Origin of the sequence: Paraburkholderia sp. RL18-101-BIB-B (genome assembly GCF_046026985.1) — a bacterium.
Lineage (GTDB): Bacteria > Pseudomonadota > Gammaproteobacteria > Burkholderiales > Burkholderiaceae > Paraburkholderia.
This window is the reverse complement of record NZ_JARESV010000022.1, coordinates 82,465-103,072: the sequence shown is the minus strand read 5'-3', so window position 1 is coordinate 103,072 and position 20,608 is coordinate 82,465. Positions and strand designations below refer to the sequence as shown.

At 58.4% G+C, this 20,608-nt stretch carries 19 protein-coding genes and 2 pseudogenes; 12 read left to right on the top strand and 9 right to left on the bottom strand.

Annotated elements, in window-relative coordinates; genetic code table 11:
* Positions 1 to 35 precede the first annotated feature (35 nt).
* From P0D73_RS27365 to P0D73_RS27345, 5 genes are all read left to right on the top strand, one after another.
* Positions 36 to 866 carry an IclR family transcriptional regulator gene (locus tag P0D73_RS27365; protein ID WP_408316270.1) on the top strand — a complete coding sequence of 277 codons (831 nt, stop codon included), beginning with the start codon at positions 36 to 38 and terminating at the stop codon, positions 864 to 866.
* A gap of 187 nt (positions 867 to 1,053) precedes the next feature.
* Positions 1,054 to 1,677: a 2-hydroxychromene-2-carboxylate isomerase gene (locus tag P0D73_RS27360; RefSeq protein WP_408182930.1), complete on the top strand. Its 624-nt coding sequence runs from the start codon at positions 1,054 to 1,056 to the stop codon at positions 1,675 to 1,677.
* A gap of 88 nt (positions 1,678 to 1,765) precedes the next feature.
* Positions 1,766 to 2,752, top strand: a complete 987-nt coding sequence (locus P0D73_RS27355; RefSeq protein WP_408182932.1) for an NAD(P)H-dependent flavin oxidoreductase — start codon at positions 1,766 to 1,768, stop codon at positions 2,750 to 2,752.
* Between the two features lie 50 nt (positions 2,753 to 2,802).
* Positions 2,803 to 4,455, top strand: a complete 1,653-nt coding sequence (locus P0D73_RS27350) for a class I adenylate-forming enzyme family protein (protein ID WP_408433498.1) — start codon at positions 2,803 to 2,805, stop codon at positions 4,453 to 4,455.
* A gap of 9 nt (positions 4,456 to 4,464) precedes the next feature.
* Positions 4,465 to 5,109, top strand: a complete 645-nt coding sequence (locus P0D73_RS27345) for a glutathione S-transferase family protein (RefSeq protein WP_408316221.1) — start codon at positions 4,465 to 4,467, stop codon at positions 5,107 to 5,109.
* 158 nt (positions 5,110 to 5,267) lie between these two features.
* On the opposite strand, the gene P0D73_RS27340 is transcribed toward P0D73_RS27345, so the two are convergent.
* Positions 5,268 to 5,414 carry a hypothetical protein gene (locus P0D73_RS27340; RefSeq protein ID WP_408316219.1) on the bottom strand — a complete coding sequence of 49 codons (147 nt, stop codon included), beginning with the start codon at positions 5,412 to 5,414 and terminating at the stop codon, positions 5,268 to 5,270.
* Between the two features lie 99 nt (positions 5,415 to 5,513).
* The gene (locus P0D73_RS27335) at positions 5,514 to 7,241 is read right to left on the bottom strand and encodes a methyl-accepting chemotaxis protein (protein ID WP_408316217.1); all 1,728 of its coding nucleotides are present in this window, start codon (positions 7,239 to 7,241) and stop codon (positions 5,514 to 5,516) included.
* 213 nt (positions 7,242 to 7,454) lie between these two features.
* On the opposite strand from P0D73_RS27335, the pseudogene P0D73_RS47010 reads away from it, so the two are divergent.
* Positions 7,455 to 7,596 (top strand): annotated as a pseudogene (locus P0D73_RS47010) (IS5/IS1182 family transposase); the annotation flags it as partial.
* 324 nt (positions 7,597 to 7,920) lie between these two features.
* Here the strand turns inward: P0D73_RS47010 and P0D73_RS27330 are convergent.
* Positions 7,921 to 8,187 carry a hypothetical protein gene (locus P0D73_RS27330; protein ID WP_408182940.1) on the bottom strand — a complete coding sequence of 89 codons (267 nt, stop codon included), beginning with the start codon at positions 8,185 to 8,187 and terminating at the stop codon, positions 7,921 to 7,923.
* A 1,291-nt stretch (positions 8,188 to 9,478) separates the two neighbouring features.
* On the opposite strand from P0D73_RS27330, the gene P0D73_RS27325 reads away from it, so the two are divergent.
* The 3 genes from P0D73_RS27325 (at position 9,479) to P0D73_RS27315 (ending at position 12,931) form a co-directional block, all read left to right on the top strand.
* A complete protein-coding gene (locus tag P0D73_RS27325; protein ID WP_408433495.1) occupies positions 9,479 to 10,828 on the top strand; it encodes a phthiocerol/phthiodiolone dimycocerosyl transferase family protein in 1,350 nt (449 codons plus the stop codon).
* A gap of 418 nt (positions 10,829 to 11,246) precedes the next feature.
* Positions 11,247 to 11,387: a DUF3563 family protein gene (locus P0D73_RS27320; RefSeq protein ID WP_408316213.1), complete on the top strand. Its 141-nt coding sequence runs from the start codon at positions 11,247 to 11,249 to the stop codon at positions 11,385 to 11,387.
* Between the two features lie 191 nt (positions 11,388 to 11,578).
* Entirely contained in the window at positions 11,579 to 12,931 is a 1,353-nt protein-coding gene (locus P0D73_RS27315; protein ID WP_408316211.1) for an FAD-dependent oxidoreductase, read from the top strand.
* Between the two features lie 63 nt (positions 12,932 to 12,994).
* Here P0D73_RS27315 and P0D73_RS47005 read toward each other — a convergent pair whose 3' ends face one another.
* Positions 12,995 to 13,312: a hypothetical protein gene (locus P0D73_RS47005; RefSeq protein ID WP_427482132.1), complete on the bottom strand. Its 318-nt coding sequence runs from the start codon at positions 13,310 to 13,312 to the stop codon at positions 12,995 to 12,997.
* Between the two features lie 108 nt (positions 13,313 to 13,420).
* On the opposite strand from P0D73_RS47005, the gene P0D73_RS27305 reads away from it, so the two are divergent.
* The 3 genes and pseudogenes from P0D73_RS27305 to P0D73_RS27295 all read left to right on the top strand — a co-directional run.
* Positions 13,421 to 13,951 carry a hypothetical protein gene (locus P0D73_RS27305; RefSeq protein ID WP_408316209.1) on the top strand — a complete coding sequence of 177 codons (531 nt, stop codon included), beginning with the start codon at positions 13,421 to 13,423 and terminating at the stop codon, positions 13,949 to 13,951.
* Between the two features lie 285 nt (positions 13,952 to 14,236).
* Entirely contained in the window at positions 14,237 to 14,941 is a 705-nt protein-coding gene (locus tag P0D73_RS27300; RefSeq protein WP_408291994.1) for a hypothetical protein, read from the top strand.
* Positions 14,929 to 15,387: pseudogene (locus tag P0D73_RS27295) on the top strand (ISKra4-like element ISBte2 family transposase); the annotation flags it as partial. The gene P0D73_RS27300 and the pseudogene P0D73_RS27295, both read left to right, overlap by 13 nt.
* Positions 15,388 to 15,710: 323 nt before the next feature.
* Here P0D73_RS27295 and P0D73_RS27290 read toward each other — a convergent pair.
* The 5 genes from P0D73_RS27290 to P0D73_RS27270 form a co-directional block, all read right to left on the bottom strand.
* Complete coding sequence (locus tag P0D73_RS27290) at positions 15,711 to 17,123, bottom strand: DUF2252 domain-containing protein (protein ID WP_408316207.1); 1,413 nt, start codon at positions 17,121 to 17,123, stop codon at positions 15,711 to 15,713.
* 236 nt (positions 17,124 to 17,359) lie between these two features.
* Positions 17,360 to 17,728 carry a BON domain-containing protein gene (locus tag P0D73_RS27285; RefSeq protein ID WP_408291998.1) on the bottom strand — a complete coding sequence of 123 codons (369 nt, stop codon included), beginning with the start codon at positions 17,726 to 17,728 and terminating at the stop codon, positions 17,360 to 17,362.
* Between the two features lie 1,042 nt (positions 17,729 to 18,770).
* Positions 18,771 to 19,505, bottom strand: coding sequence for an energy transducer TonB (locus P0D73_RS27280; protein WP_408316205.1), 735 nt, complete (start codon positions 19,503 to 19,505; stop codon positions 18,771 to 18,773).
* 1 nt (position 19,506) lies between these two features.
* Positions 19,507 to 19,908 carry an ExbD/TolR family protein gene (locus P0D73_RS27275; RefSeq protein WP_408178629.1) on the bottom strand — a complete coding sequence of 134 codons (402 nt, stop codon included), beginning with the start codon at positions 19,906 to 19,908 and terminating at the stop codon, positions 19,507 to 19,509.
* A gap of 1 nt (position 19,909) precedes the next feature.
* Entirely contained in the window at positions 19,910 to 20,608 is a 699-nt protein-coding gene (locus tag P0D73_RS27270) for a MotA/TolQ/ExbB proton channel family protein (protein ID WP_408316203.1), read from the bottom strand.

Sequence of the window (20,608 nt, the reverse complement as noted above, 5' to 3'; positions counted from 1 at the left end):
CTACGAACGGCGATCGGCCGGAGATAAAATTGAATATGAACACTGCAGAAGGCGATCGCGTGGACGATGACGCAGCGGACGAGGAATCAGGATCTGATGGCGCGTCCGATCGTCATTTTGTTACGGCCCTCGCTCGCGGCCTTGAGGTATTGAGCTGCTTTAAGACGGGCAATAACTTTCTGGCAAATCACGAGATCGCACAAAAATGCGGGCTGCCGCGTTCAACCGTTACGAGACTGACGTACACGCTGACCAAGCTGGGCTATCTTCATCTGGTGCCGAACAGCGGTAAATATCGCCTCGGGACAGCAACGGTTGCATTGGGCAGCGCAATGCTGGCAAAACTCGACGTGCGCCAGGTCGCCCGTCCGTTCATGCAGTTGCTTGCCGCAGAGACTGAGGCCATCGTTGCGCTGTCAACTCGCGACCGGCTTTCGATGCTGTACCTGGAATGTTGCAGGGGCAGTTCTATCGTCACACTTAGCCTGGACGTCGGGTCGCGCATACCTTTAGGCACCACGGCCGCAGGCCGGGCCTTGCTGGCCGGATTGCCCGCGCCCGAACGTTCGGATCTGATGGAACGAATTCGCGAGCTGGACGATGCAGCCTGGCCTAAGATAAGCGCGGGTATCGTACGAGCGGTGGACGAGTATGAAGCGACGGGATGTTGCTCTTCTCTCGGAGACTGGGTGAAGGGCGTGCACGGTATTGCCGTCCCATTCAATCCGGGGAGGGGGCTGCCGGTTATGGTCATGAGCGTTGCAGGAGCTGCACAAGCGTTCCCAAAAGATCAGTTGATGCACTTCGCTTCGAAGTTGATAACTATGGTCAAAAGCATTGAGGAAAATCTCGGCAAGATGCCATAGCTGAAAAAATATGTGCGCGGTGGCATCGCTGCCTTTTCGACACGATGATGGTGCCAGGACGGTCACTTTTCGCATGGGTGGCTGTCGTTTAGTGGTTGATTGATCATTGCGAATTCCAGTCGCAATGACTGTTTTCGAGTGCATATGCACAATATAGTGCATGTTGAACGATATGACGGGAGACAACGTGAGTAAGATCCAGGTTGATTTTCTTTTTGACTTCGGCAGTCCAAATGCGTACCTCAGCCACAAGGTGATTCCGCATATCGAGGCGCGCCAGGAAGTGGTGTTCCGGTACGTGCCTATTCTGCTCGGCGGACTATTCAAGCTGACAGGGAATCAATCGCCCGCAGACGCCTTTTCCCATATCAAGAACAAACCGCAGTTCGGCAAACTCGAAACTGCCAGGTTTGTCGCCCGATATGGGATCACGGAGTACCGATACAACCCATATTTTCCGATCAATACTCTAAAGCTGATGCGCGGAGCCGTTGCAGCCCAGCTGGACGGAACGTTCGACCTGTACGTGACGTCTGTGTATCGGTTCATGTGGGAAGACGAGCTCGACATGGGCGACCCTGTCGTGCTTTCCGCGGCACTCGATAAGGCCGGTCTGGACGGCAAAGGATTTGCACAGCGGATCGACGTCCCGGAGGTCAAGCAGCGGCTGATCGACAATACCCAGGAAGCTTTTGACCGAGGAGCATTTGGCTCACCGACTTTCTTTGTTAACGACGAAATGTACTTCGGCAAAGACCAGCTGCGCGATGTCGAAGAAGAAATCATCAGGTTGACTGCACCTCAGGCGTGAAAGAAGTGCCCAACGGGTAAAAGCAGCACCCGGCAGGGTTCGCTTGCATCGGTATTTTTCCAAAATCGTTTTACGACGGAGTATGTGTATGGCTATTCCCAGCATTCTGCATAACAGGCTTTCCGTTCCAGTCGTCGGTTCGCCTTTGTTCATCATTTCGAACCCTGATCTCGTCATTGCACAATGCAAAGCCGGGATTGTCGGCTCCTTTCCTGCGCTCAATGCACGACCTGAAGGGGTGCTCGAGCAATGGCTCGATCGCATCACAACCGAGTTGGCGGAGCATGACAGGAATCATCCGGAGCGACCATCGGCACCGTTCGCGGTCAATCAGATTGTCCATCGATCAAACAATCGTCTCGACACGGATATGGAAGTCTGCAAGAAATATCGGGTCCCGATTGTCATCACTTCACTCGGAGCGAGGAAAGAGATCAATGACGCAGTTCACGGGTGGGGAGGAATTGTTTTTCACGATGTCATCAACAACGTGTTTGCACGTAAGGCAATCGAGAAGGGCGCAGACGGACTGATCGCAGTTGCAACCGGCGCGGGTGGTCATGCCGGCGTGCTTTCGCCGTTCGCTCTTGTGCAGGAAATTCGAGAATGGTTCGATGGCCCGCTATTGTTGTCAGGCGCAATTGCCAACGGCAACTCGATCCTGGCAGCGCAGGCGAGCGGTGCCGACCTTGCCTATGTCGGCAGTGCTTTCATCGCCACGGAGGAGGCCAACGCCGTCGAAGGCTACAAGGATGCCATTGTCGAGGGCGAGGCGTCAGATATTGTTTATACGAATCTGTTTACGGGTGTGCATGGCAACTATCTGCGCAAAAGCATTGTTGCAGCAGGACTTGATCCAGATGGCCTGCCTGAGTCAGACCCGTCAACTATGAATTTTGGATCGGGAAGCAATGCAAAGGCCAAAGCGTGGCGGGACGTGTGGGGCGCAGGCCAGGGAATCGGTGCTGTAAAGCAGATCGTACCTGCAGCAAAACTGATAGAGCGGCTGAGGCACGAGTATGACCAGGCGCAATCACGATTGGCATTTCCGGAATCAAGCCTGCGCAGCGTCTGACAACTTGCGAACTTACCGTCACAACCACCCGATGACAGAGAGAAAGCAGTATGGCCCCATCCAGCATCTCCGATACTGAAGACGTCGTTACGAACCCTTATGCCGGTTATGACATCGCCACATGGCTGGTCGAGCTTGCTGCACGTCGAGGAGATCATCCCTTCCTCATATGGGATCCCTTCGAAGGTCAAGGTCGTACGTACAGCTATGCGGATCTTCTTGACCACGTACAGCGTCTCGCGGGCGGTATGGCTGCCCGTGGAGTGCGCGCAGGCGATCGCGTCGTTGTCCACATGGAGAACTGTCCAGAGGCAGTGCTGGTTCGCTTTGCGTGCGCCTGGCTTGGCGCGGTGTGCGTCGCAACGAATGCGCTAGCAGCGGGACCCGAACTCGCATACCTGGTTACCGCTGCGCGCGCTGTTTGCGCGGTGACCCAGTCTCATCTCGCTTCACTTCTCGCAGAGCATTGCCCCCAACTTGCCTGGATTGCTGTAGTGAATGCTGAGGCCGAAGGCGCTGAGAGTGCTGTAGGGGCTCAGAGGGTGTTTGACTTCTCAAGACTGTATGCCGGGCCTCTGCCTCGCAGGCGGGCCGATCCTTTGGCGCAAGCATCGGTGATGTACACCACAGGTTCTACTTCTCGACCAAAGGGTGTTGTTTGGACGCATGCCAATATCCTTTGGGCAGCGGAACTGAACGCCCGGCAACAGCGCTTGCAGGACGGCGATATTCACCTGCTCTTTCTTCCGCTCTTTCATGTCGTTGGCCTGTCCTGGTGCTTTTTTTCGACGATGTGGGCAGGTGGCACAGTCGTCCTTCAGCCAAAATTCTCCCGAAGCCGCTATTGGGACAGCGCGCTGCGGTATAGGGCGAGCGTAGGCTCTCAGGTGCATTTCACCATGGCAGCGTTGAAAGCCGAGCCGGTACCCGACCACAACTTTCGCGTCTGGGTAACTTCCCGACACGACCACGCCTTGTCATCCTTTTACCGTGTTTCGATGGTGGCTGGATGGGGCATGACTGAGGTGTTGACCCAGGTCATCGTATCGACGCCCAGTCACGGAAAATTGACCGGCGGAATCGGGCGACCGAGTCAAGCATACCAGGTGCGAGTGGTGGACGACGAGGGGCGCCATGTTAAAGCGGGTGAAACAGGAAGTCTCCTCGTTGGCGGCCGTCGCGGACTCTCAATTTTCAGCGAGTACGATGGCGACGAACGCACGACAGAAGAGTCGTTCGATTCGGCAGGCTATTTTAGAACAGGAGACCGGGTCAGGCTCGACAACGATGGCTGGATGGAATTTGCCGACAGGCAGAAAGACATCATTAAGGTTGGCGGCGAGAATGTCTCAGCAGCGGAAGTCGAGGCGACCATCGCAAGGCTGCCTTCTGTGAAAGAGGTCGCGGTCGTCGGTAAGCCTTGTGCAATGTATAACGAGGTGGTCGTCGCATACGTTGTCGCAAGTCCGGACCTTGGTCCGGAGCAGACCCGACTGTTGCCCGAAGCGGTGCGTGAGCATTGTGCGCAAAACCTGGCAAGATTCAAAGGGCCCAGTGAGGTTCTGCTTATCGAGAGCCTACCGCGCATCGGAATCGGGAAGATTGCAAAGGCTGTCTTACGCGAATGGGCCGCAGCGGCGCCCTCGACGCGCACGGGCACGACTCGAGCGGACGCGCCTGGACCAATGCTTCGCAACGAATAATCACTGACCATGATCGACCTCTATCACTGCGCCCGATCGCGTTCGTTTCGCCCGCTGTGGATGCTTGAGGAATTGCAGTTGCCTTATCGGTTGCACGTCCTGCCATTTCCTCCGCGGGTAAAGGCGCGGGAGTACCTGGGATTGAATCCGCTAGGAACCGTCCCGTGTTTCATTGACGGAGACGTGATCATGACGGAGTCCAGCGCGATCTGCCAGTATCTGGCAGATCGGGACGAAACCCATGGCTTCTCCGTTTTGCCGTCGGACCCAACGTACGCGCGATACCTTAATTTTTTGAGTTTCGGTGAAGCCACACTGACGTTTCCGATCGCCATTTACATGCGATACACGCGCCTCGAACCCGAGGAAACTCGAGCGCCTCGGGTGGCTAACGATTACCGGCGTTTTTTCTTCGGGCGGCTTCGGGCAATCAGGGCAATTCTTTCCAAAGACGATTATGTGTGCGGTGGCCGCTTTACGGCAGCCGATATCTCGGTTGGATATGCGCTCATATTTGCTGCTATGAACGGGCTAGAGGACGATTTTCCACCGGAAGTGTTCGCGTATCTCGAACGGCTGCGCGCAAGGGATGCATTCAGGCGCGCGTTGATTGCTGAAAGTGTTCCGAATCGTCAGGATGGCGGGCAAGCGTAAGGTGTCCGCGTGAACCCATCGACTGCCGGTCTCAAGTCCGGAAGAGCGTCTTTGGCTGACGGAGATTGATTCCCCGTTGTGTCGAACGCTCTTGGTTCGGCGGATGACGAATGCGCTGCATGCAATCGCGAGGAGGGCGACAGCCATCAGGCCAGCGCTCATGAGTGATATTCGGCGGGCAAGGGCAGGTCGTCCATCGTCGACAGGGTATCTTCAATGCCCAGCCGGAACGACCGGGTGACTTCGGCACGAAGTGACCCGGTCAGTCGCGACAAGGCAGAGTCGAGAAACTTTCCAAGAATCATCGCCTGTGCCTCCAGCCTGCTGATAGTTGTTGTGTTGGAGGTGACGAGCCTGTCATTTCTCCCAGAACGCCGGTGTCGCTTGGCATTTCCAGGCCTCGCTCAGAACGTTTGCCAGTCATCGGCGCCGCTATCAGCCAGAGCCGTGTTGTCGCCGGTACGCTCGGCTCGCACGAGCTTTTGCGATGACGTAGCCTTTGCGATGGATGGCGCGCTTCTGGCTACCGTTCGGGGCCGTTCGAGTGGCTGGACAGTCGCATGGGATGCTTCATGGTCGTCTACGCTGAAGACGGACACCGCGTCACGCAGTCCCTCCGCCTGTTGCGCCAGAGACTGGGCCGCGGCCGAGGCCTGCTCGACAAGTGCGGCGTTTTGCTGGGTCACTTCATCCATCCGGGTAACGGCCGTATTGACCTGTCCGATACCGGTGCTCTGCTCCTCGGAAGCCGCTGCGATCTCACTCATGATGTCCGTGGTGCGCCCGGCTGCCTGCACGATTTCAGTCATGGTCCGGCCCGCGTCTTCAACGAGCTTCGATCCGGTATCAATGCGTCTGACCGATTCGGTGATCAGATCCTTGATCTCCTTCGCGGCAGTGGCACTGCGCTGTGCAAGCGTGCGGACTTCTCCCGCGACGACGGCAAACCCTCGCCCCTGCTCGCCGGCACGGGCGGCCTCGACCGCCGCATTGAGCGCGAGAATGTTGGTCTGGAACGCAATCCCCTCGATCACGCTGATGATCTCGGCAACCCGCCCGGAGCTTTCGGCGATCTCGTGCATCGTCGTGACAACACGGCTAATCTCTTCCCCTCCCCGTCGCGCGACGCCCGAGCCTGTACCGGCCAGCTGGCTCGCCTGAATCGCATTGTCTGCGTTCTGGCGCACGGCGCTGGTCAGCTGTTCCATGCTCGATGCGGTCTCCTCCAGAGAGGCGGCCTGCTCTTCGGTCCGCTGTGAGAGATCGGTATTGCCCTGCGCGATCTCGCCTGAGGAGACCGTAATCGACTCGCTGGCGGTCTTGATCCGCAGGACGAGGGCCGCAAGCTGGTCTCTCATTGTGCTCAGCGAGTACATGAGGCTTGAGTGGTCGCCCGGCTTAAGCTGTACGGTGGCGCGCAGGTTACCCGCCGCGATCTCGCTGGCCAGTGCCATTGCGTCGCGAGGCTCACCACCAAGTTGCCTTGCCACACCAAAGGCGATGACGAGGGCAACCACGATGGCGACCACGGCCGCTGCCAGCATCAAGCTGTAAACTAGCGTTTTCGCCTGCGCATAATCCTGACCGGCCTGTTTGCCTTCGTCGTTTGCGCTGGCCGTATTGGCATCCACGATGGTCTGGATGTCTTTTTCGATTGCATTTCGAATCGAGTCCGACTTCTTGCGCAGCAGGCTCATCGCATCGGCCTGCCGATCCTGTCTGACGAGTTCCAGAACCTGATTGTTGAGATCGAGAAACTTCGGCATCAGCGTCTGAATGTCGGCGTAGGCGGTTTTTTCCTCGGGACTATCTACCAGAGTTGCGTATTCCGAAGATGCCTTCTGGTAGTGGGCCAGCGCCGTATTGATGCGATCTTCTGCAGTATGGGATTCATCAGGCGTCGTTGCGGTGGCGGCAAGAAGCTGACTTGCCCGGATGCCGCGAATAGCCAACTGCATCTCCAGATTGGTGCGTACGCTAGGCAATGCGTTGTCGCGCAGGGCGGCAACGTGAGTGTTCTCCTGATTCATCTTGTAAAGGGAAAACCCACCAAGACAAGCCATCAGAAAGATCACGAGAGAAAATCCCGCGATCAACTGCGTTACTACCTTGAAGTTTCTTCCAAACTGCATGGCACCCCCCTCCAGGATCGAGATAAATGGATCGTTATATTCCCTCGGAGAGCACATCAATTATTTTTATGTGTAAAACGAAGGGACGAATATTACCGCAAAAAAAAGTAATCGGTTGGCATCATATTTATTACGTATTGCTTGTCATGTTTTACATAACACTTGAATGTCACCCGCCTGGCTGTGATGCCCCCGCGACACGGACTGTCCATGAAGAGCATCCGGCGGTATCTGAACGCGCTGGAGACTGCTGACCATACGCAACTCGCTGAGCTGAAAGTAAAGGCAATCCGACTGCAGGACAAGATCGTGCGCTTGCGATCCAGACGCACGTTCCATGGCGACGAGCGGAAGACTGCTGGAGATCGGAATTGAGGTAGGGGCCGGCACGATGCTGGAGGAGATCGGCCTGTTTTCGCCCGACCACCGGCGGACCTGCACGGCACGCTGCCGGAGCGACTGCGAACTCCTTTCGGCCTCTGCGCCGACTTAACGCGACTACCAGGACCGGAGTTTGCAACGTACCTGATTCAGCTCATCACCCGCCGACTGGGAGCCGACAAACTTGGGGCCGAAAGACTAGTACCCGTTTGCCAAGCGCGCTTTTGGCGTGCAAGGTCAGGTAGTAATCGGCCTTCGGTCCTCGTTGTGTCGGACAGCCGGGGGGAGTGTCGTAGATTCAATGAGTTCCTCTGTAAAGCTGTTGGATGTGCGCCGCTTCGCCGTTATTTTTCGAGCGCACGAGGTCTTGATAAATGTCGGCCCGGCTTTTTGCAAGGGGAACGGCAGCGCCGCCCGACATGGAGTGGCCAGAGAAATCCGGACCTTGTGAAGTGATCAAGGTCTCTGACGTTGCGGGCGACGGATTCGAGTTGGTGTCTGCGGCGTTCGCCTGCCAGGCAGACATACAGATCGCTCCACCGACAAGTAACAGTGCTGTCTTCATGTGAATCCCCTTGCGGAAGTATTGGCGCAGTTTCGGTTGCGTCGGACCGGCGAGAGTCTCGCCACGTTCGACAGGAACGCATCTAAGGTTGCATGACGAATACAGAAAGATTCGGTTCGACTACGGTGGACTGCGCTTCATGGTGTGTGGAAGCACCTTCGCCTATATGCCTTTCGTAATAGGCGCTCCGCCGGCGCGGTGACGCGTTAGCCGCGTGAATTTCGTCGACAAGCCGATCTGTCCGCAACGAACGGTCAGAAGCGAACGGCATCGACGTGCCCGTTAACATCGGACGACGAGCACCAGGTAACTCGCGAATGAGGAAAAGGTGCGCGAACTGTCTGAGAACCTGGTGGCCCGCGTCTATAGGGAATCACTATTCCTGGATCTGTTTTCAATCTTCATCCTTTCCAAACATTTGATCGAACATGGGGAAAACACAACCTTGCCGTGAGGTGCGGCGGCGCGTCGGCATTCTGTTGTGGTGCTTTGTGCCGCCGACTCACTTCGAAGAGTCTGCTTATTGAATAACAGGCGAGAGCGCGGATCTATTCCGCACGCGAATTCAAGTAACTACCGGCGTTTCTCGACGCACCGCGCGCCATAAGAACTGCGTACAGGCTCGACAGATCGCTGAAGGAAATGGCGATCAAAGCTATTGGCGCTAATTGCCCCTCTTGCCGGACCAATCCTTCCGCGACATCAGTTTTAACCCGTTGATCCTTACCGACGGAATCGCGCGGTCCAGTGATCCTTTGCTGGTCGCACGTTCCGGTGCATACGCGGAATCGCTCGACCGTCGCGTCAGTGAGGAAGGCCACGTATTGGAACTCTCAAACAGCACACACCCATGATCTGGCGTGCATCGGATTGCGCGCGAGGCGTTATGCAATGTCGCAGCGCGCACATGCGAGACCGGCGTTGCCGATGTCGCGAAGCGAAGGATTAGCTGTTCGGCTCGCATCGCGCCTTGTCCTCTCGGACCGCCGCGGCTTGCCGGTGATTACCGCGTTGCCCCGGCATCTGTTCGGCGAGAAGCCAGGGCTTTCATTCCAGTGAACGCCTGCTTCAGCAGCGGCGAATCGTGTCCTGATGGTGTCACCGGTGACCGATCTGCTTCGCGTGCTGCTATTTGCCAAGAGCATGAAATAAGAGAGACGGGTTAACTGTTCTTTCATATGCAGCGCCAGATAGCAAATCAGCTCTTTATGCAGGCGTGGCCTGCTGACCCTACCGTCTCTCTGAATGGCGCAAGGGGTGGCGGCAACCGACCACCAAATGGAAGATCCGTATGAATTCATTGATGAAACCAGTTGCATCCGGCATCGAACGTCCGTTAGGCGCGATGGAAAAGTTCTTCTACCTGCTGAACCAGGATCACCCGAATCACTTCGCTATCACAGGTGAGGTGACCGGACCAACGCGTATCGACCAATGGCGCAATGGACTGGATCTGGTGGGACACCATTCGCCGCTGGTGTGGTCGCGAATCGAGCGTGATAGTGGTGGCGTTCCCGTGTTCCGTCCATCACCACACGGGTCTATTCCGTTGAAGGTGGTTTCGTATGACGGATCCCGATGGACCGATGAGGTCGCGGCGCAACTCGCGCAGCCGTTTGACGAAACGAATCCACCACTTTTGCGAGCCACGTTGCTGCACAGCGCGGAACGTTCGATTGTCGTGCTGGTTGCGCACCACTCGATCAGCGACGGGGTGTCACTCACGTTTCTGTTGGGCGACCTCTTGCGCGCAGTGTCCGGACAGGACCTGTTGCGTAGCCGGGAGAGCGAATCCGTTGAGCGACTCGTGGAATTCAGGTATCGCCGTGCGCTCACGCATGCGACCGAACAAGCAGCCGAACAAGCAGCCGAACAAGCAGCCGAACAAGCAACCGAACAAGCAACCGAACAAGCAACCGAACAAGCAACCGAACAAGCAACGGCGGTTGCGCGGCAGCCGAAAGTATTCAGATACCAGGACGGATCCACCCCGCACGTTGAGATGCTGCGCCTGAGTTCTGATACAACGCGCAAACTTAGGGAACGGGCGAGGACCGAGCGAACGTCCGTGCAATCGGCGCTGGTGGCGGCACTGGTTGGAGCGAGTTATCGTTTGGCTCCCGAGGCATGCGGGGAGCCGATGCGCATAGTATCGCCCGTTGATCTGCGACGTCGATTGCTTGATAACAGCGACCACCTGGGCATGTGCGCAAGCGCCGTCGTTCTCGCCGATGACGGTCCTGCGAACGCTGATTTGTGGAGCCGGGCACGTCACCTGGGGCAAAGTTTCGCCGGCCTTGAATCACCGTCGATGTTGGCGGAAGAAGTGCTTGCAAAATATGATGCGCTGGCCGGAGTCAAAGAGACCGCCGAAGCGAAAACAATCTTTGTGAATGTGTTCGCTGGTGACGCTGCCGTGACAAATCTGGGTGTCGTCACTCTGCCGCAAGTGTTTGGCTCGCTGGTCCTCGATGCAGTCTGGGGACCGTCGATCGCCGTCGGTCTGGTAGGCGAGCAGGTGATTGGCGCTGCGACATTCAACGACCGATTGCATCTCGCCCACACGAGCTACGCCCCGATCAAGGGCCTGCTGGATCAGATGACCGCGGAACTGTTGGATGCCTTGTCCAACGTCTACTGACGGCGTTGCAGCTGGAATTGACGGGCGACGCGGACGGACTGGGATTCAATCGGATATTGCACAAACGTCAACCCAAACGTGACGTGTAATAACTTTCCTACGATACTCGATCGATAGTATGACGAAGGAGTAAGCGAAACCTGTTTCGTCGACGCCGTTAGGGGCACGCGACAAACGGATCACTATCCGAACACGAACAGAACGCGCAGAGCACTTGTCGTCGACGCCGTCCGGTTTGCCCAAAACGACTAGCCATTGGGCCGGAGGTGATCATGATCACTTTCGGCTCCTTCCTGGCATTTTCGATGCCCCATCAACGAGCCGCGCTTCGTCGCACATCCATGCGCCACGCGATTCCGATTTCGTCGACGCTGCCGCAGCGCGGCGTCGACTCAAACACAATTTCACGGAGATCGTCATGTTCATTGCCTTCCTTCTCGAACGCATTGGCCTGTCATTCGAGCGCGCTGAACGACACCGCAGGGATGAGTACCTTGCAGGTGCGCGAGACCTGGTTGATCTCGAACTGCGCATGCGCTTGCTCGAAAGAGACGGCTAGCCGCGATAGTGCGCCGACGAGCGGGTGCGGTCAGCCCCATCGAGCCCTTGGCGGCATTCGGAATAAACGCTCTTCCACGGCTGTTTTCAAGTCATGTCGCCGATTGCGGACTCCCTGCTCGCAAGAATTTCTGTGATGCAGCGTTCCGCCGAGGTGGTGCCTTATCTCCGATTACCGTTGCAGGAGCTACGATGTCGAATCGTTATTCAGGTGAACGAGCAGTTGTCATTGGCGCGGGAATGGGCGGACTGCCCGCCGCACAGGTTCTGGCCGACTATTTCAGGGAAGTCGTCGTGCTTGAAAGGGATGTCCTTCCCGCGGACGCGACACCGCGGCCCGGTGTACCGCAGGGTGAGCATCCGCATGGCTTGCTTGCCGGCGGGCTCAAGGCGCTGTGCGATCTGTTTCCGGATTTTTCCTCCACACTCGTGCAGGCCGGCGCCAACTCGCTCGACTCCGGTCTCGAGGTATGCCATGAGTATCCGGGGCAGGAACCGTTGCCGGTGCGCAGTCTCGGTGTCGCCACCTTTACGATGACGCGCCCGTTGCTCGAGCTTGCCGTGCGCCGTCGTGTGCGGGAACGCGCAAACGTCGTCTTTCGCGATGAATGCCGTGTCGTTGCCATCGGCGCCACGCCTGATGGCAACGCGGTCGCCTCGGTGGCGTACAAGACCCGCGACGGCAAGCTCGAAGTATTGCCCGCTGACCTCGTCGTCGACGCATCCGGTCGCGGAAAGCCCACGCTGGACTTCCTTAAATCCACCGCCCGCCCGATGCCGGAGGAGACCGTGATCGGCGTGGACTTCGGTTACTCGACTGCCGTCTGTACGATTCCGCCTGACGCGACTCCCGCGAGGAAAGTCGTGATCACCATGCCCAGGGCGCCGCAAGAAAGCCGCATGGGTCTTTTGCTGCTGCGTGAAGACGGCAACTGGTTCGCGGCGCTCGGAGGACGGGGCGCGGATACGCCGCCCGCCGACGGCGATGCATTCACCGCCTACGCCGCAAGCCTGCCGACTTCCAGCGTGTACGACGCGATCAAAGACGCAACGTTGCACGGCCACATCGAACAGTTTGCGTTCCCTGAGAGCCGTCGACGTCACTTCAACACCACCGGCGATTTTCCGCGCGGACTGATTCCGATCGCCGATTCGGTTTGTCGCTTCAATCCGGTCTACGGACAGGGCATGAGCGCCGCGGCTCAGGAGGCCGTCGTGCTGCGAAATCTGCTCGCGGCGCACGCCAGTGATGCCGATCCGCTTGCCACACTGAGCAGTGAGTTTCTATCCACGATCGAATCGATCATCGAGAATCCGTGGTCGCTGGCGGCGCTGCCCGATCTGGCCTATCCCGATGCCCGGGGCAAACGTCCAGCCGATCTGGAAGAATCGATCGGGCATCACATGGCGATCACCCAGGCGGCGCACCACGATCCCGACATCCATAAACGGCTGATCGAGGTGTTGAATCTGCTGAAGCCGGTCAGCGCGCTAAAGGCGCCGGCGATCACGCAGAAGGTGACCGGCGAAGAGGTCAAAGCCTGATGACGTCTGCACGAAGCCGAGGCGCACCGGTCCACCATATTCCTTGCATAAGTGAATGATGCCTCATGAGATGAGCATTGCGGTGCGTGCGCCAAACTCTGCGAGAGACGGTATCGTGCCGCTGGCCTCGGTGCTGGTCATGGCAGCCATAGTGGACGAAGGACATTTGTAAGCCGCCTGGTTGCGCAGGGCGACTCGCTCGACACGGTGCAGTTTCTGCTTGGGCATTCCGATCTGGATCACGTTGCCCCGTATCTGGAGGTGACTCGGCGGGAGCGATGGGAAGCCATCGCGACATTCGACAGGGTCTTTGATAAAGATTGATGCGTGGATGCCGTTAACTATCGTTGGATGCAGATTCCACGTTCGAAGCAGATTCATGCAATTCGCATGATTAGCCAAATAGACGGTCGTGGGCCGGAAATGCGCAGAGTTCGCTGTATCAAATCGATTGAATTACTCGACGACACATTAAAGAGAAATTAGCACATGCAGAAGGCTAGAAAGGGTTTCCTCCGGGTTGGGGCGATGCTTGCCCTCTCTATGCTCGCGGCGAGCTGCGCGATCGACCCTTCCTCTCCGACACCATCGGGACAGAACTTTGCGCCCGAGATGACCGGCGCGTTCAATGTGGTGGAAATGAGCGATAGCAGAGCGGGATTTTCTCGCCTGACCACCTCTTTCAGCTCGGACGGAACAATCGGCTCGCTTGTGTACGACTACTCGAATGGGAATCGCATGGATGTCGAACTCACTGGTTGCGCATCGTACACTCGCCATATTCTCCCTGGCCTAATGCACGACAACGCCACGGTTGAACAGGACATTCATGAGGTCCGTTGCCGATCCACGGGATCTGTATGGCGCGTCGCAATTTTTCGGAAGGGTGCGTCTGGAACGGGCATCACTGCGTCGTTGAAGGCGGCGACGGGCTACGAATTTTCCTTTGATGTCCCCTTTAGATCCACTGTTGCAGTCAAGCCCGCCCCGGAGCGAGAGTCAATAAAGAAATCCGGGTAATCGGAAAAGCGGCCCGCCGCGCAACAAGGAACACATGAACCAAAACACAGACGCGAGCAAACTGCCCGCATGGACGTTGCTGGTTTCTGTGCCTGGACGGTTGGCCGCACTGACGATCCTATGGAAGTGCCACGACTTCGGCTTGTCCTGGTGGGTCGGCGTGCCAGCTGTCCTTGTGGTTGTGGTCGTAGGCATCTTGTTCGGCCCATCGAGCGTAAGTACTCACCATCACGGCGTTAAAACGGAAAACGGAAATGCGCTCGTGCGGGTCACAAAGGAAACCTGTTGTACGCGGCACCAGCGGCAGCCTCGAAGGTCCATGCCTATAAGACGCTTCGCAAGATCACAATCAACTTTATTGATTTGAAAGAGGAGGGTTTTGTGCCATTTCAACCGGTTTCTTTAGTGGAAGATAACGCGTCTGGCAAGTTTCCATCTGGATTGAGGGCTTTATTCAATCAATGTGGCAATAAGCACTACAACGGATCGCTAAGGCTCCTTGACGCCCACCATGCCGAAAAGGTAATACCGATCTTCCATGATGAATGTCTGGAGAATAAACCAGAGACATACGCTCTCCTCCAAAAGGTTCGCAAAGCGATGCGCATCCAACATAATGCCTTTCTCCCTTTTGTCGAAGATGCGCGGTCCGTACATCAGAATGAGCACGGTTATTTGCCGCACAAGGATGATGCCCCGTCCGCGGTCAGTGCTCCTTTCATTCGATACGCCGCGAAGACGGTTGGTGCTCTCCCGCATAATCAGGCAGCAGCAAACGCGACTACCAATGGGCAGTTTATGGAATACACGTGTCAGGACGATCTGTACGTGGAGTGCCGATTTGTCGTCGACTACCGTTTTGGCTTTGTCTACATGACCTTTGGACACTATCATAGGGATTCGTTTGCTTTGCTTATCCGCTCTAGCGCAGAGTTGTATTTCGAGGTTATGCCGACTTTGCCGGCACTGAAGGTGAATTACGCGCAATAGACGAACTTATTGTCTTCGGCACGGTTCGTTTTCCGAAGTGGCCGGATCATATCGTGCCTGTGCGAGACTTTCTGCCAGTTGGATATGCGATATAGTCCAATGACAGAGTATGTTCCTGAGCGCGCGACCGGTGAGCTGATTGCGCTCGAAGCGAAGCTCTCGGCACAGATGCCGTATCGACGGGCTGCCGCAACAATACGCGAGTTCTTACCTGTAAGGAGCAGCCTGAATCACGTGACTGTTCTGAACACGGCCTTCGCATCGGTACTCGTGTAGAGGCCGTGTAACCAGTAACGCAGACCGGCATGGACGGCGACCCCGAATGGACTCTGACCATTGGTGGGGGATTCGTCCGGGCCGGCGTAAACCGGAATGTTCGATTTGAGGTGCTAACAGGGCGACTGTCTGCGCAAGGCGAGACGTGTCGCACGTTCGCGTTCGTGCGAGTACCGACCCACGCACCCAATGTCGATCGCGGTATCGCGAGACCCGCCGGCGCTGACGCCTTCCAACCGGCACGTCTTCTTCGATAGTGTTCACGTGTCCACCTATTTAAGTGCACACGATGCTCCCAAGACCTTCAACGTTACTCAAGACAGGATCGCCGGCCGCTTACGCACCACATCCATTGGACCGATCCGGGAGAAGCAACCGCAAGCTGCCCATGAAGGACTGTGAAAAGGCATTGAGCCGGCGGCACGTCGGGCTGGTCAAGTTGCCACGACAAGTCTTTCGCCACGCTCTGTCGCGTGTGAGTGGTGCAGGACGGCTACTCCTCAACGAGAGCCTCCAGTCGGCCTGCACGTACCGCGTTCACCAGCGCTGCGTGGTCGCGCTCCGTCTGATCTGCATAGGCGAGGGAGAACGCGCCGATGGCCTCGTCAAAGGTGTCACCCTTGCCCAGATAGCCACTGATGGTCGTGGCGTCCCCGGACTTGGCATGGGCGCGGGCCAGGGTCCAGCCGCAGAACTGGGCATAGCGGTTGAGCTGCGCGGCGGTCATTTCATCGAGGACAACCGACATCTTCATGTCCCGCAACTGCCGCACAAAAAAGTCATAGCCTCGCTGTCCCCGCAACCACCCTAAAAAGATGTCGCTGGAGGACTGCATCAGCCGTTGTCCCATGACGACGCGCTGCCCCTGATTTTCATAATGGCTCTTTCCCGCATAGGGTTCGAGCACCGACCGGCGCTGTTCCTTGAACTGGAGCATCAGGGGATGGTCTTCCTCGTCGAAAAACAGCCCGATGAAGCACCGGGTGCCGACGCTGCCAATACCCACGACCTTCAGGGCGAAGTCCTCCAGGTGGTAGCGATCCATGAGGACACGGCGCTCGTCGGACAGCGACCGGCGATAGTCGGCGAGTGCCTCACGAACCCGTTCCTCGAAGCCCGGGTCACTGACGTGGTAGAGCAGCGGCGGTTGATCGACCAGGCGGCGTCGTCCAGCCACTTCGCCGGTGATCTTGGGAAAGAGGTTTTCGACAACACGCTGGCGGGCTTTTTCTGCCAGTCGCTCCCGGTATTTTTTGACCTTTTCATCGGGCGCCATCGCAATGAGGGTTTCCATGTCCAGGCGGGTGTACCAGACTTCCAGAGGATTCGTCCGGGAATACTCCCGCAGGCGTTCCCGATATGCGCGCACGCACTCGAGGACGGCTTTCCGGGAATCCGCATCCGGCAAGTCGTTATCGCGCCCAGCAATCGCGAAACTGACGGCCAGCCGTTTCAGATCCCATTCCCAAGGCGCTGGCAGCGTTTCGTCAAAGTCGTTCAGATCGAAGACCAGATTGCGCTCCGGGGTGGCAAACAGGCCAAAATTCAACAGGTGGCAGTCTCCACAGGCTTGCACTCGAAGACCTGTACTTGGGGTAGTCGCAAGATCGTGGGCCATGAGCGCCGCCGAGCCGCGCAGGAACGTGAAGGGACTGCGGAGCATACGGCCATAGCGGATCGGGACCAATTCCGGCAAGCGATCCAGGTTCGATTCTTCCAGTATCTCGATGGGGTCCCGGCGCTGTGCCGATGGTGTCCAGTCGGCGTGGCTGTTGCGCGGCACCCGATCGCGCAACGCTCGACCGGCGGCAAGTCGCTCTGACCGGGAGCGAGGAGCCGGGACATCCTCCGCGACGTTATTGACCCTGACCTTGGCTTTCCCAGGCACCTTCACCATGGTTTCCATGCTCACCTCCTCCTGACCGGCTCGCGATGCGGAGTTCACTCTGGCATGGCGGAGGCCGGCATCCTCTGATCCTGCCGGCCCCGGGCACGTGCCCAAAAATACTTCAGATATCGAGCTTGCTAACCTTCGTGCACCTGCGGTGCGAGGTTAGCCATCAACCCTGCATGGGTGAGCACGGAGGTCCAGCCTTTACTATTGCGAAATTAACCCCCGCCGGCCGACCTGATCAGGAAGGATCACTGACCCACTTCTTTCAGTGTCAGGGAATTCTTCACCGACGTGACGCCGGACACCCCCTTCGCTAGTTCTCCCGCCTTGTCGATCTGGGTCGCGTCAGTGACGGCTCCCACGAGCGTCACTGCACTGCCTTTCGCAACTACGTTGATTCTGGACGTGCCGACACCGCCCTTCGAGAGCGCGACAAGCACTTTCTTGCTGAGTGCGCGATTCGCCTGTCTGGTGGCTTTCGCGCTTCCTCCGCTTGACGGCGCCATACTGGATTGAGTCGACGGCGCAGCGGATTCGCTAGTCTGCGACCACGCATTGACGGATACCACGACGATCAATGCGCCACCCATCAGCTTGAATGTCCTGATTGCTTTCATTTCTCGCTCCTGTTGAGGCACGATAGATCCGGCGGGAATCGCCGGTCTGCATCTGACAACGGACCTTAACCCGACGATCATGCTAGTCGAGTCGTCGACCATTGCGGACGATCACGTTCAGATTCGACTGACTAGTGCCGGTCCTCAAGACCTTTGAGGTGACTCTCCGGTTCCTTCAGAAGAAATCATGGATGGGCGGCTGCAATTCGCTCAGAGTCCCGGAGTCGAGCGAATTGAAAGTCGGCGCCACCGAAGCGCCGCGAACGAATCTGGCCGGCATTTCCGCCGCTATGAACACGATGACGGACCGGTCTTTTTTCGCCTCTGTCTTCGCCATTCCTGTCTTCGCGAGTCCCGGTTCAGGTACTTTCCGGAGTTCCTTTCATAATGTAGGCTGCGGAACAAAAAGCGGCAATGCAACTTTGGTCCAATTCCTGGAGCATCGGGAGCGCGTTACGCTGATCGAATCCACTTTCGAGTCAGCCAAACCGGTGACTGCCGCAACCACCCCCAGTCGCCTCAGCGCGTTGCCCCTATCGCGCCAGACCATACTGACAAATGTGGCGCGCCGAGGCACAACCCAAATTCGGGTTCTCCCTGGTCGGCGCAAGGAGGCCATCTGCTCCCGTGACGTTGGCAGCAAATTTGGTGCTGTGCCAGTGATCGCCAGTTCGGCCGCCAACCAGTATGACCATGCGCTATCTGCCCATGAAGAAATCATGTGCACTACTGGTATGACGCATCCGGAAGATGTCGAAACGCGCGAACCGGTCCTCGATACTGTCGATCGAATTTCGGAATTGTGCTTTGGCCCGTTCATGGCGCTGACTTTCGTGGGAGCCGTATCGGCCGCCACGGCAGGAGAAGATGCCGGACGAAATGGACCGGACCCGGCCGCCGGCGTTAGCGCGTCTCGCGGCGCAATGCCATGCGATTTCTTTCTCATCGATGTGTTTTCGAGGCCGACGTTGTATTCCGCATACGGTCATGCACAGTGGACGAACGGCGCGATCTCATTGGTCCAACGACCTAACAATAGTCTTCACCCCTTACTGTCGAGCGTGAAATCGACCCATAGCTGCTCGGGCAGGCTCTTGCCCTCGAGCCCATGGGGCGGAGGCGGGCACACGGCGTCGCGCACGGCCGCGAGCGCGGCATGGTCGAGCAGGCCCATGCCGCTGGACGTCACGACGTGTGTGTCGGACACTGCGCCGTCGCGATAGACGAACCGGACGAGCGTCCGCCCGGTTACCCCTTCCATGCGGGCCGATTCTGGATAGCGCAGCGCCGCTTCGATCGCGGCGCGCAGCGCGGCATCAAAACTCGCTTCGGGGCGGGCCGGAGCGGGGACGGGCGCTGGCGCGGGACGCGGTGCGGGAGGGGACGCGGGTTCGGCCGGCGCGGCGCTCTGAGCGGGCGCGGTGTTCGGCGCCGGAATCGGCGCGGCCGGCTGCGGCTTCGGCGGTGCCGCGTGCGCGACGCGCGCCTGATGTACCGCTGGAGCGCGACGCGGCTCCACGGCCGGTTTCGGCACCGGCTTCGACACTTCGCGCCCGGGGATGCGCGCGGGCTTCGGCGCCGGGGCCGTCGGCGGCGCCAGCGTGATCGTCATCGGCTCGGGCCGCCTCGGCGCAGAGATGCGCGGATGAGTCAGCCATGCGCCGACGCCCGCGAGCAGGAGCGCCTCGACGGCTAGCGCGAGAGTGGCTGACATATAGAGCGGCTTGCGCGTGCCGGGGTGCGGCGCATGCTGCGCGACGGTCGGCATCGACGACATGTCAGTCCACCTTTTCCGGTTGCGCGGCCAGCGACACCTGCGTAACGCCGGCCGCGCGGCACGCGTCCATCACGTTCACGAGCTTCTGCAACTGCACGTCCTTCGCGCCCGCGATGGTCACCACCGTATGCGCCGGATCGGGGCGCTTCGCGAGCAGCGCGGTCAGATCGGCCGTGCTGAGCGTGCGGCCGTCGACCGACACGCTGCCGTCGGCCGCGAGCGTCACCGTCACCTTCGGCGGAGGCAGGCTCTGTGCGCTCGCGGCCGACGGCAGCTGCGTGCGCAGGCCCGCGTTCGGAATCATGTGCAGCGTGATCATGATGAAAAACACCAGCATGAAGAACATGATGTCGATCATCGGAATGATCTCGATGCGCGCCTTGCGTGCCTCAAAGTACTTCACGTTATGCTCCCCGCCGGGCGAGCGACCCGATCACCCCGTGGGGGGTTTCAGTTTCCGCCTCCCGCGCGACCTGGACATCCGGGATGTCGCTCGTCAGGCGATTGACGAGCGCGGTCTTCAGCGTATCGAGTTGATGCACGACCAGTCGCACGCGATTATGCAGGGCATTGAAGAACACGAGTCCGATCATCGCGACGAACAGGCCCGACGCAGTCGCGATCAGCGCCTCGGCGACGCCGCCCGTCACCTGGATCGGCGCGTTGCCCGGATTCGACAGCACCTGAAACGCGTCGAACATGCCGACGATCGTGCCGAACAGGCCGAGCAGCGGCGCCAGCGTGACCGCGGTATCGAGCACCCACAGGAAACGGTCGATGCGGGGAGCCTCGCGCATCACTGCTTCCTCGAGGCTCGCGGCGAGCGTGTCGCGATCGGCGCGTCCGGCGAGCCGGCCCGCGGTTGCGATCACGCTGCCCGTCGGGAGCCCGTCGTGCCGTTGGGCCCAGGCCGCGAGCGCGCTCGCGTTCAGCGTCTTCTGATGGTCCAGTTCGGCAAGCGCCGCGTGCGCATCGCGCGCGACACGATGCAGGAACCACAGCCGCTCGATGACCACGGTCAGTGAGACGAACAGCAGCGCGGCGATCACATACAGCACGCCGCCGGAATGATCGGCGACGCGTAACAGGATGTCCATCGACAT

Excerpts from the sequence above, each read along its gene's own strand:
- P0D73_RS27365 (WP_408316270.1), top strand. The coding sequence starts at position 36 with ATGAACACTGCAGAAGGCGATCGCGTGGACGATGACGCAGCGGACGAG.
- P0D73_RS27355 (WP_408182932.1), top strand. The coding sequence starts at position 1,766 with ATGGCTATTCCCAGCATTCTGCATAACAGGCTTTCCGTTCCAGTCGTC.
- P0D73_RS27350 (WP_408433498.1), top strand. The coding sequence starts at position 2,803 with ATGGCCCCATCCAGCATCTCCGATACTGAAGACGTCGTTACGAACCCT.
- P0D73_RS27345 (WP_408316221.1), top strand. The coding sequence starts at position 4,465 with ATGATCGACCTCTATCACTGCGCCCGATCGCGTTCGTTTCGCCCGCTG.
- P0D73_RS27340 (WP_408316219.1), bottom strand. The coding sequence starts at position 5,414 with ATGATTCTTGGAAAGTTTCTCGACTCTGCCTTGTCGCGACTGACCGGG.
- P0D73_RS27335 (WP_408316217.1), bottom strand. The coding sequence starts at position 7,241 with ATGCAGTTTGGAAGAAACTTCAAGGTAGTAACGCAGTTGATCGCGGGA.
- P0D73_RS27330 (WP_408182940.1), bottom strand. The coding sequence starts at position 8,187 with ATGAAGACAGCACTGTTACTTGTCGGTGGAGCGATCTGTATGTCTGCC.
- P0D73_RS27325 (WP_408433495.1), top strand. The coding sequence starts at position 9,479 with ATGAATTCATTGATGAAACCAGTTGCATCCGGCATCGAACGTCCGTTA.
- P0D73_RS27320 (WP_408316213.1), top strand. The coding sequence starts at position 11,247 with ATGTTCATTGCCTTCCTTCTCGAACGCATTGGCCTGTCATTCGAGCGC.
- P0D73_RS27315 (WP_408316211.1), top strand. The coding sequence starts at position 11,579 with ATGTCGAATCGTTATTCAGGTGAACGAGCAGTTGTCATTGGCGCGGGA.
- P0D73_RS47005 (WP_427482132.1), bottom strand. The coding sequence starts at position 13,312 with ATGAATCTGCTTCGAACGTGGAATCTGCATCCAACGATAGTTAACGGC.
- P0D73_RS27305 (WP_408316209.1), top strand. The coding sequence starts at position 13,421 with ATGCAGAAGGCTAGAAAGGGTTTCCTCCGGGTTGGGGCGATGCTTGCC.
- P0D73_RS27290 (WP_408316207.1), bottom strand. The coding sequence starts at position 17,123 with ATGGAAACCATGGTGAAGGTGCCTGGGAAAGCCAAGGTCAGGGTCAAT.
- P0D73_RS27285 (WP_408291998.1), bottom strand. The coding sequence starts at position 17,728 with ATGAAAGCAATCAGGACATTCAAGCTGATGGGTGGCGCATTGATCGTC.
- P0D73_RS27280 (WP_408316205.1), bottom strand. The coding sequence starts at position 19,505 with ATGTCGTCGATGCCGACCGTCGCGCAGCATGCGCCGCACCCCGGCACG.
- P0D73_RS27270 (WP_408316203.1), bottom strand. The coding sequence starts at position 20,608 with ATGTCGATGGACATCCTGTTACGCGTCGCCGATCATTCCGGCGGCGTG.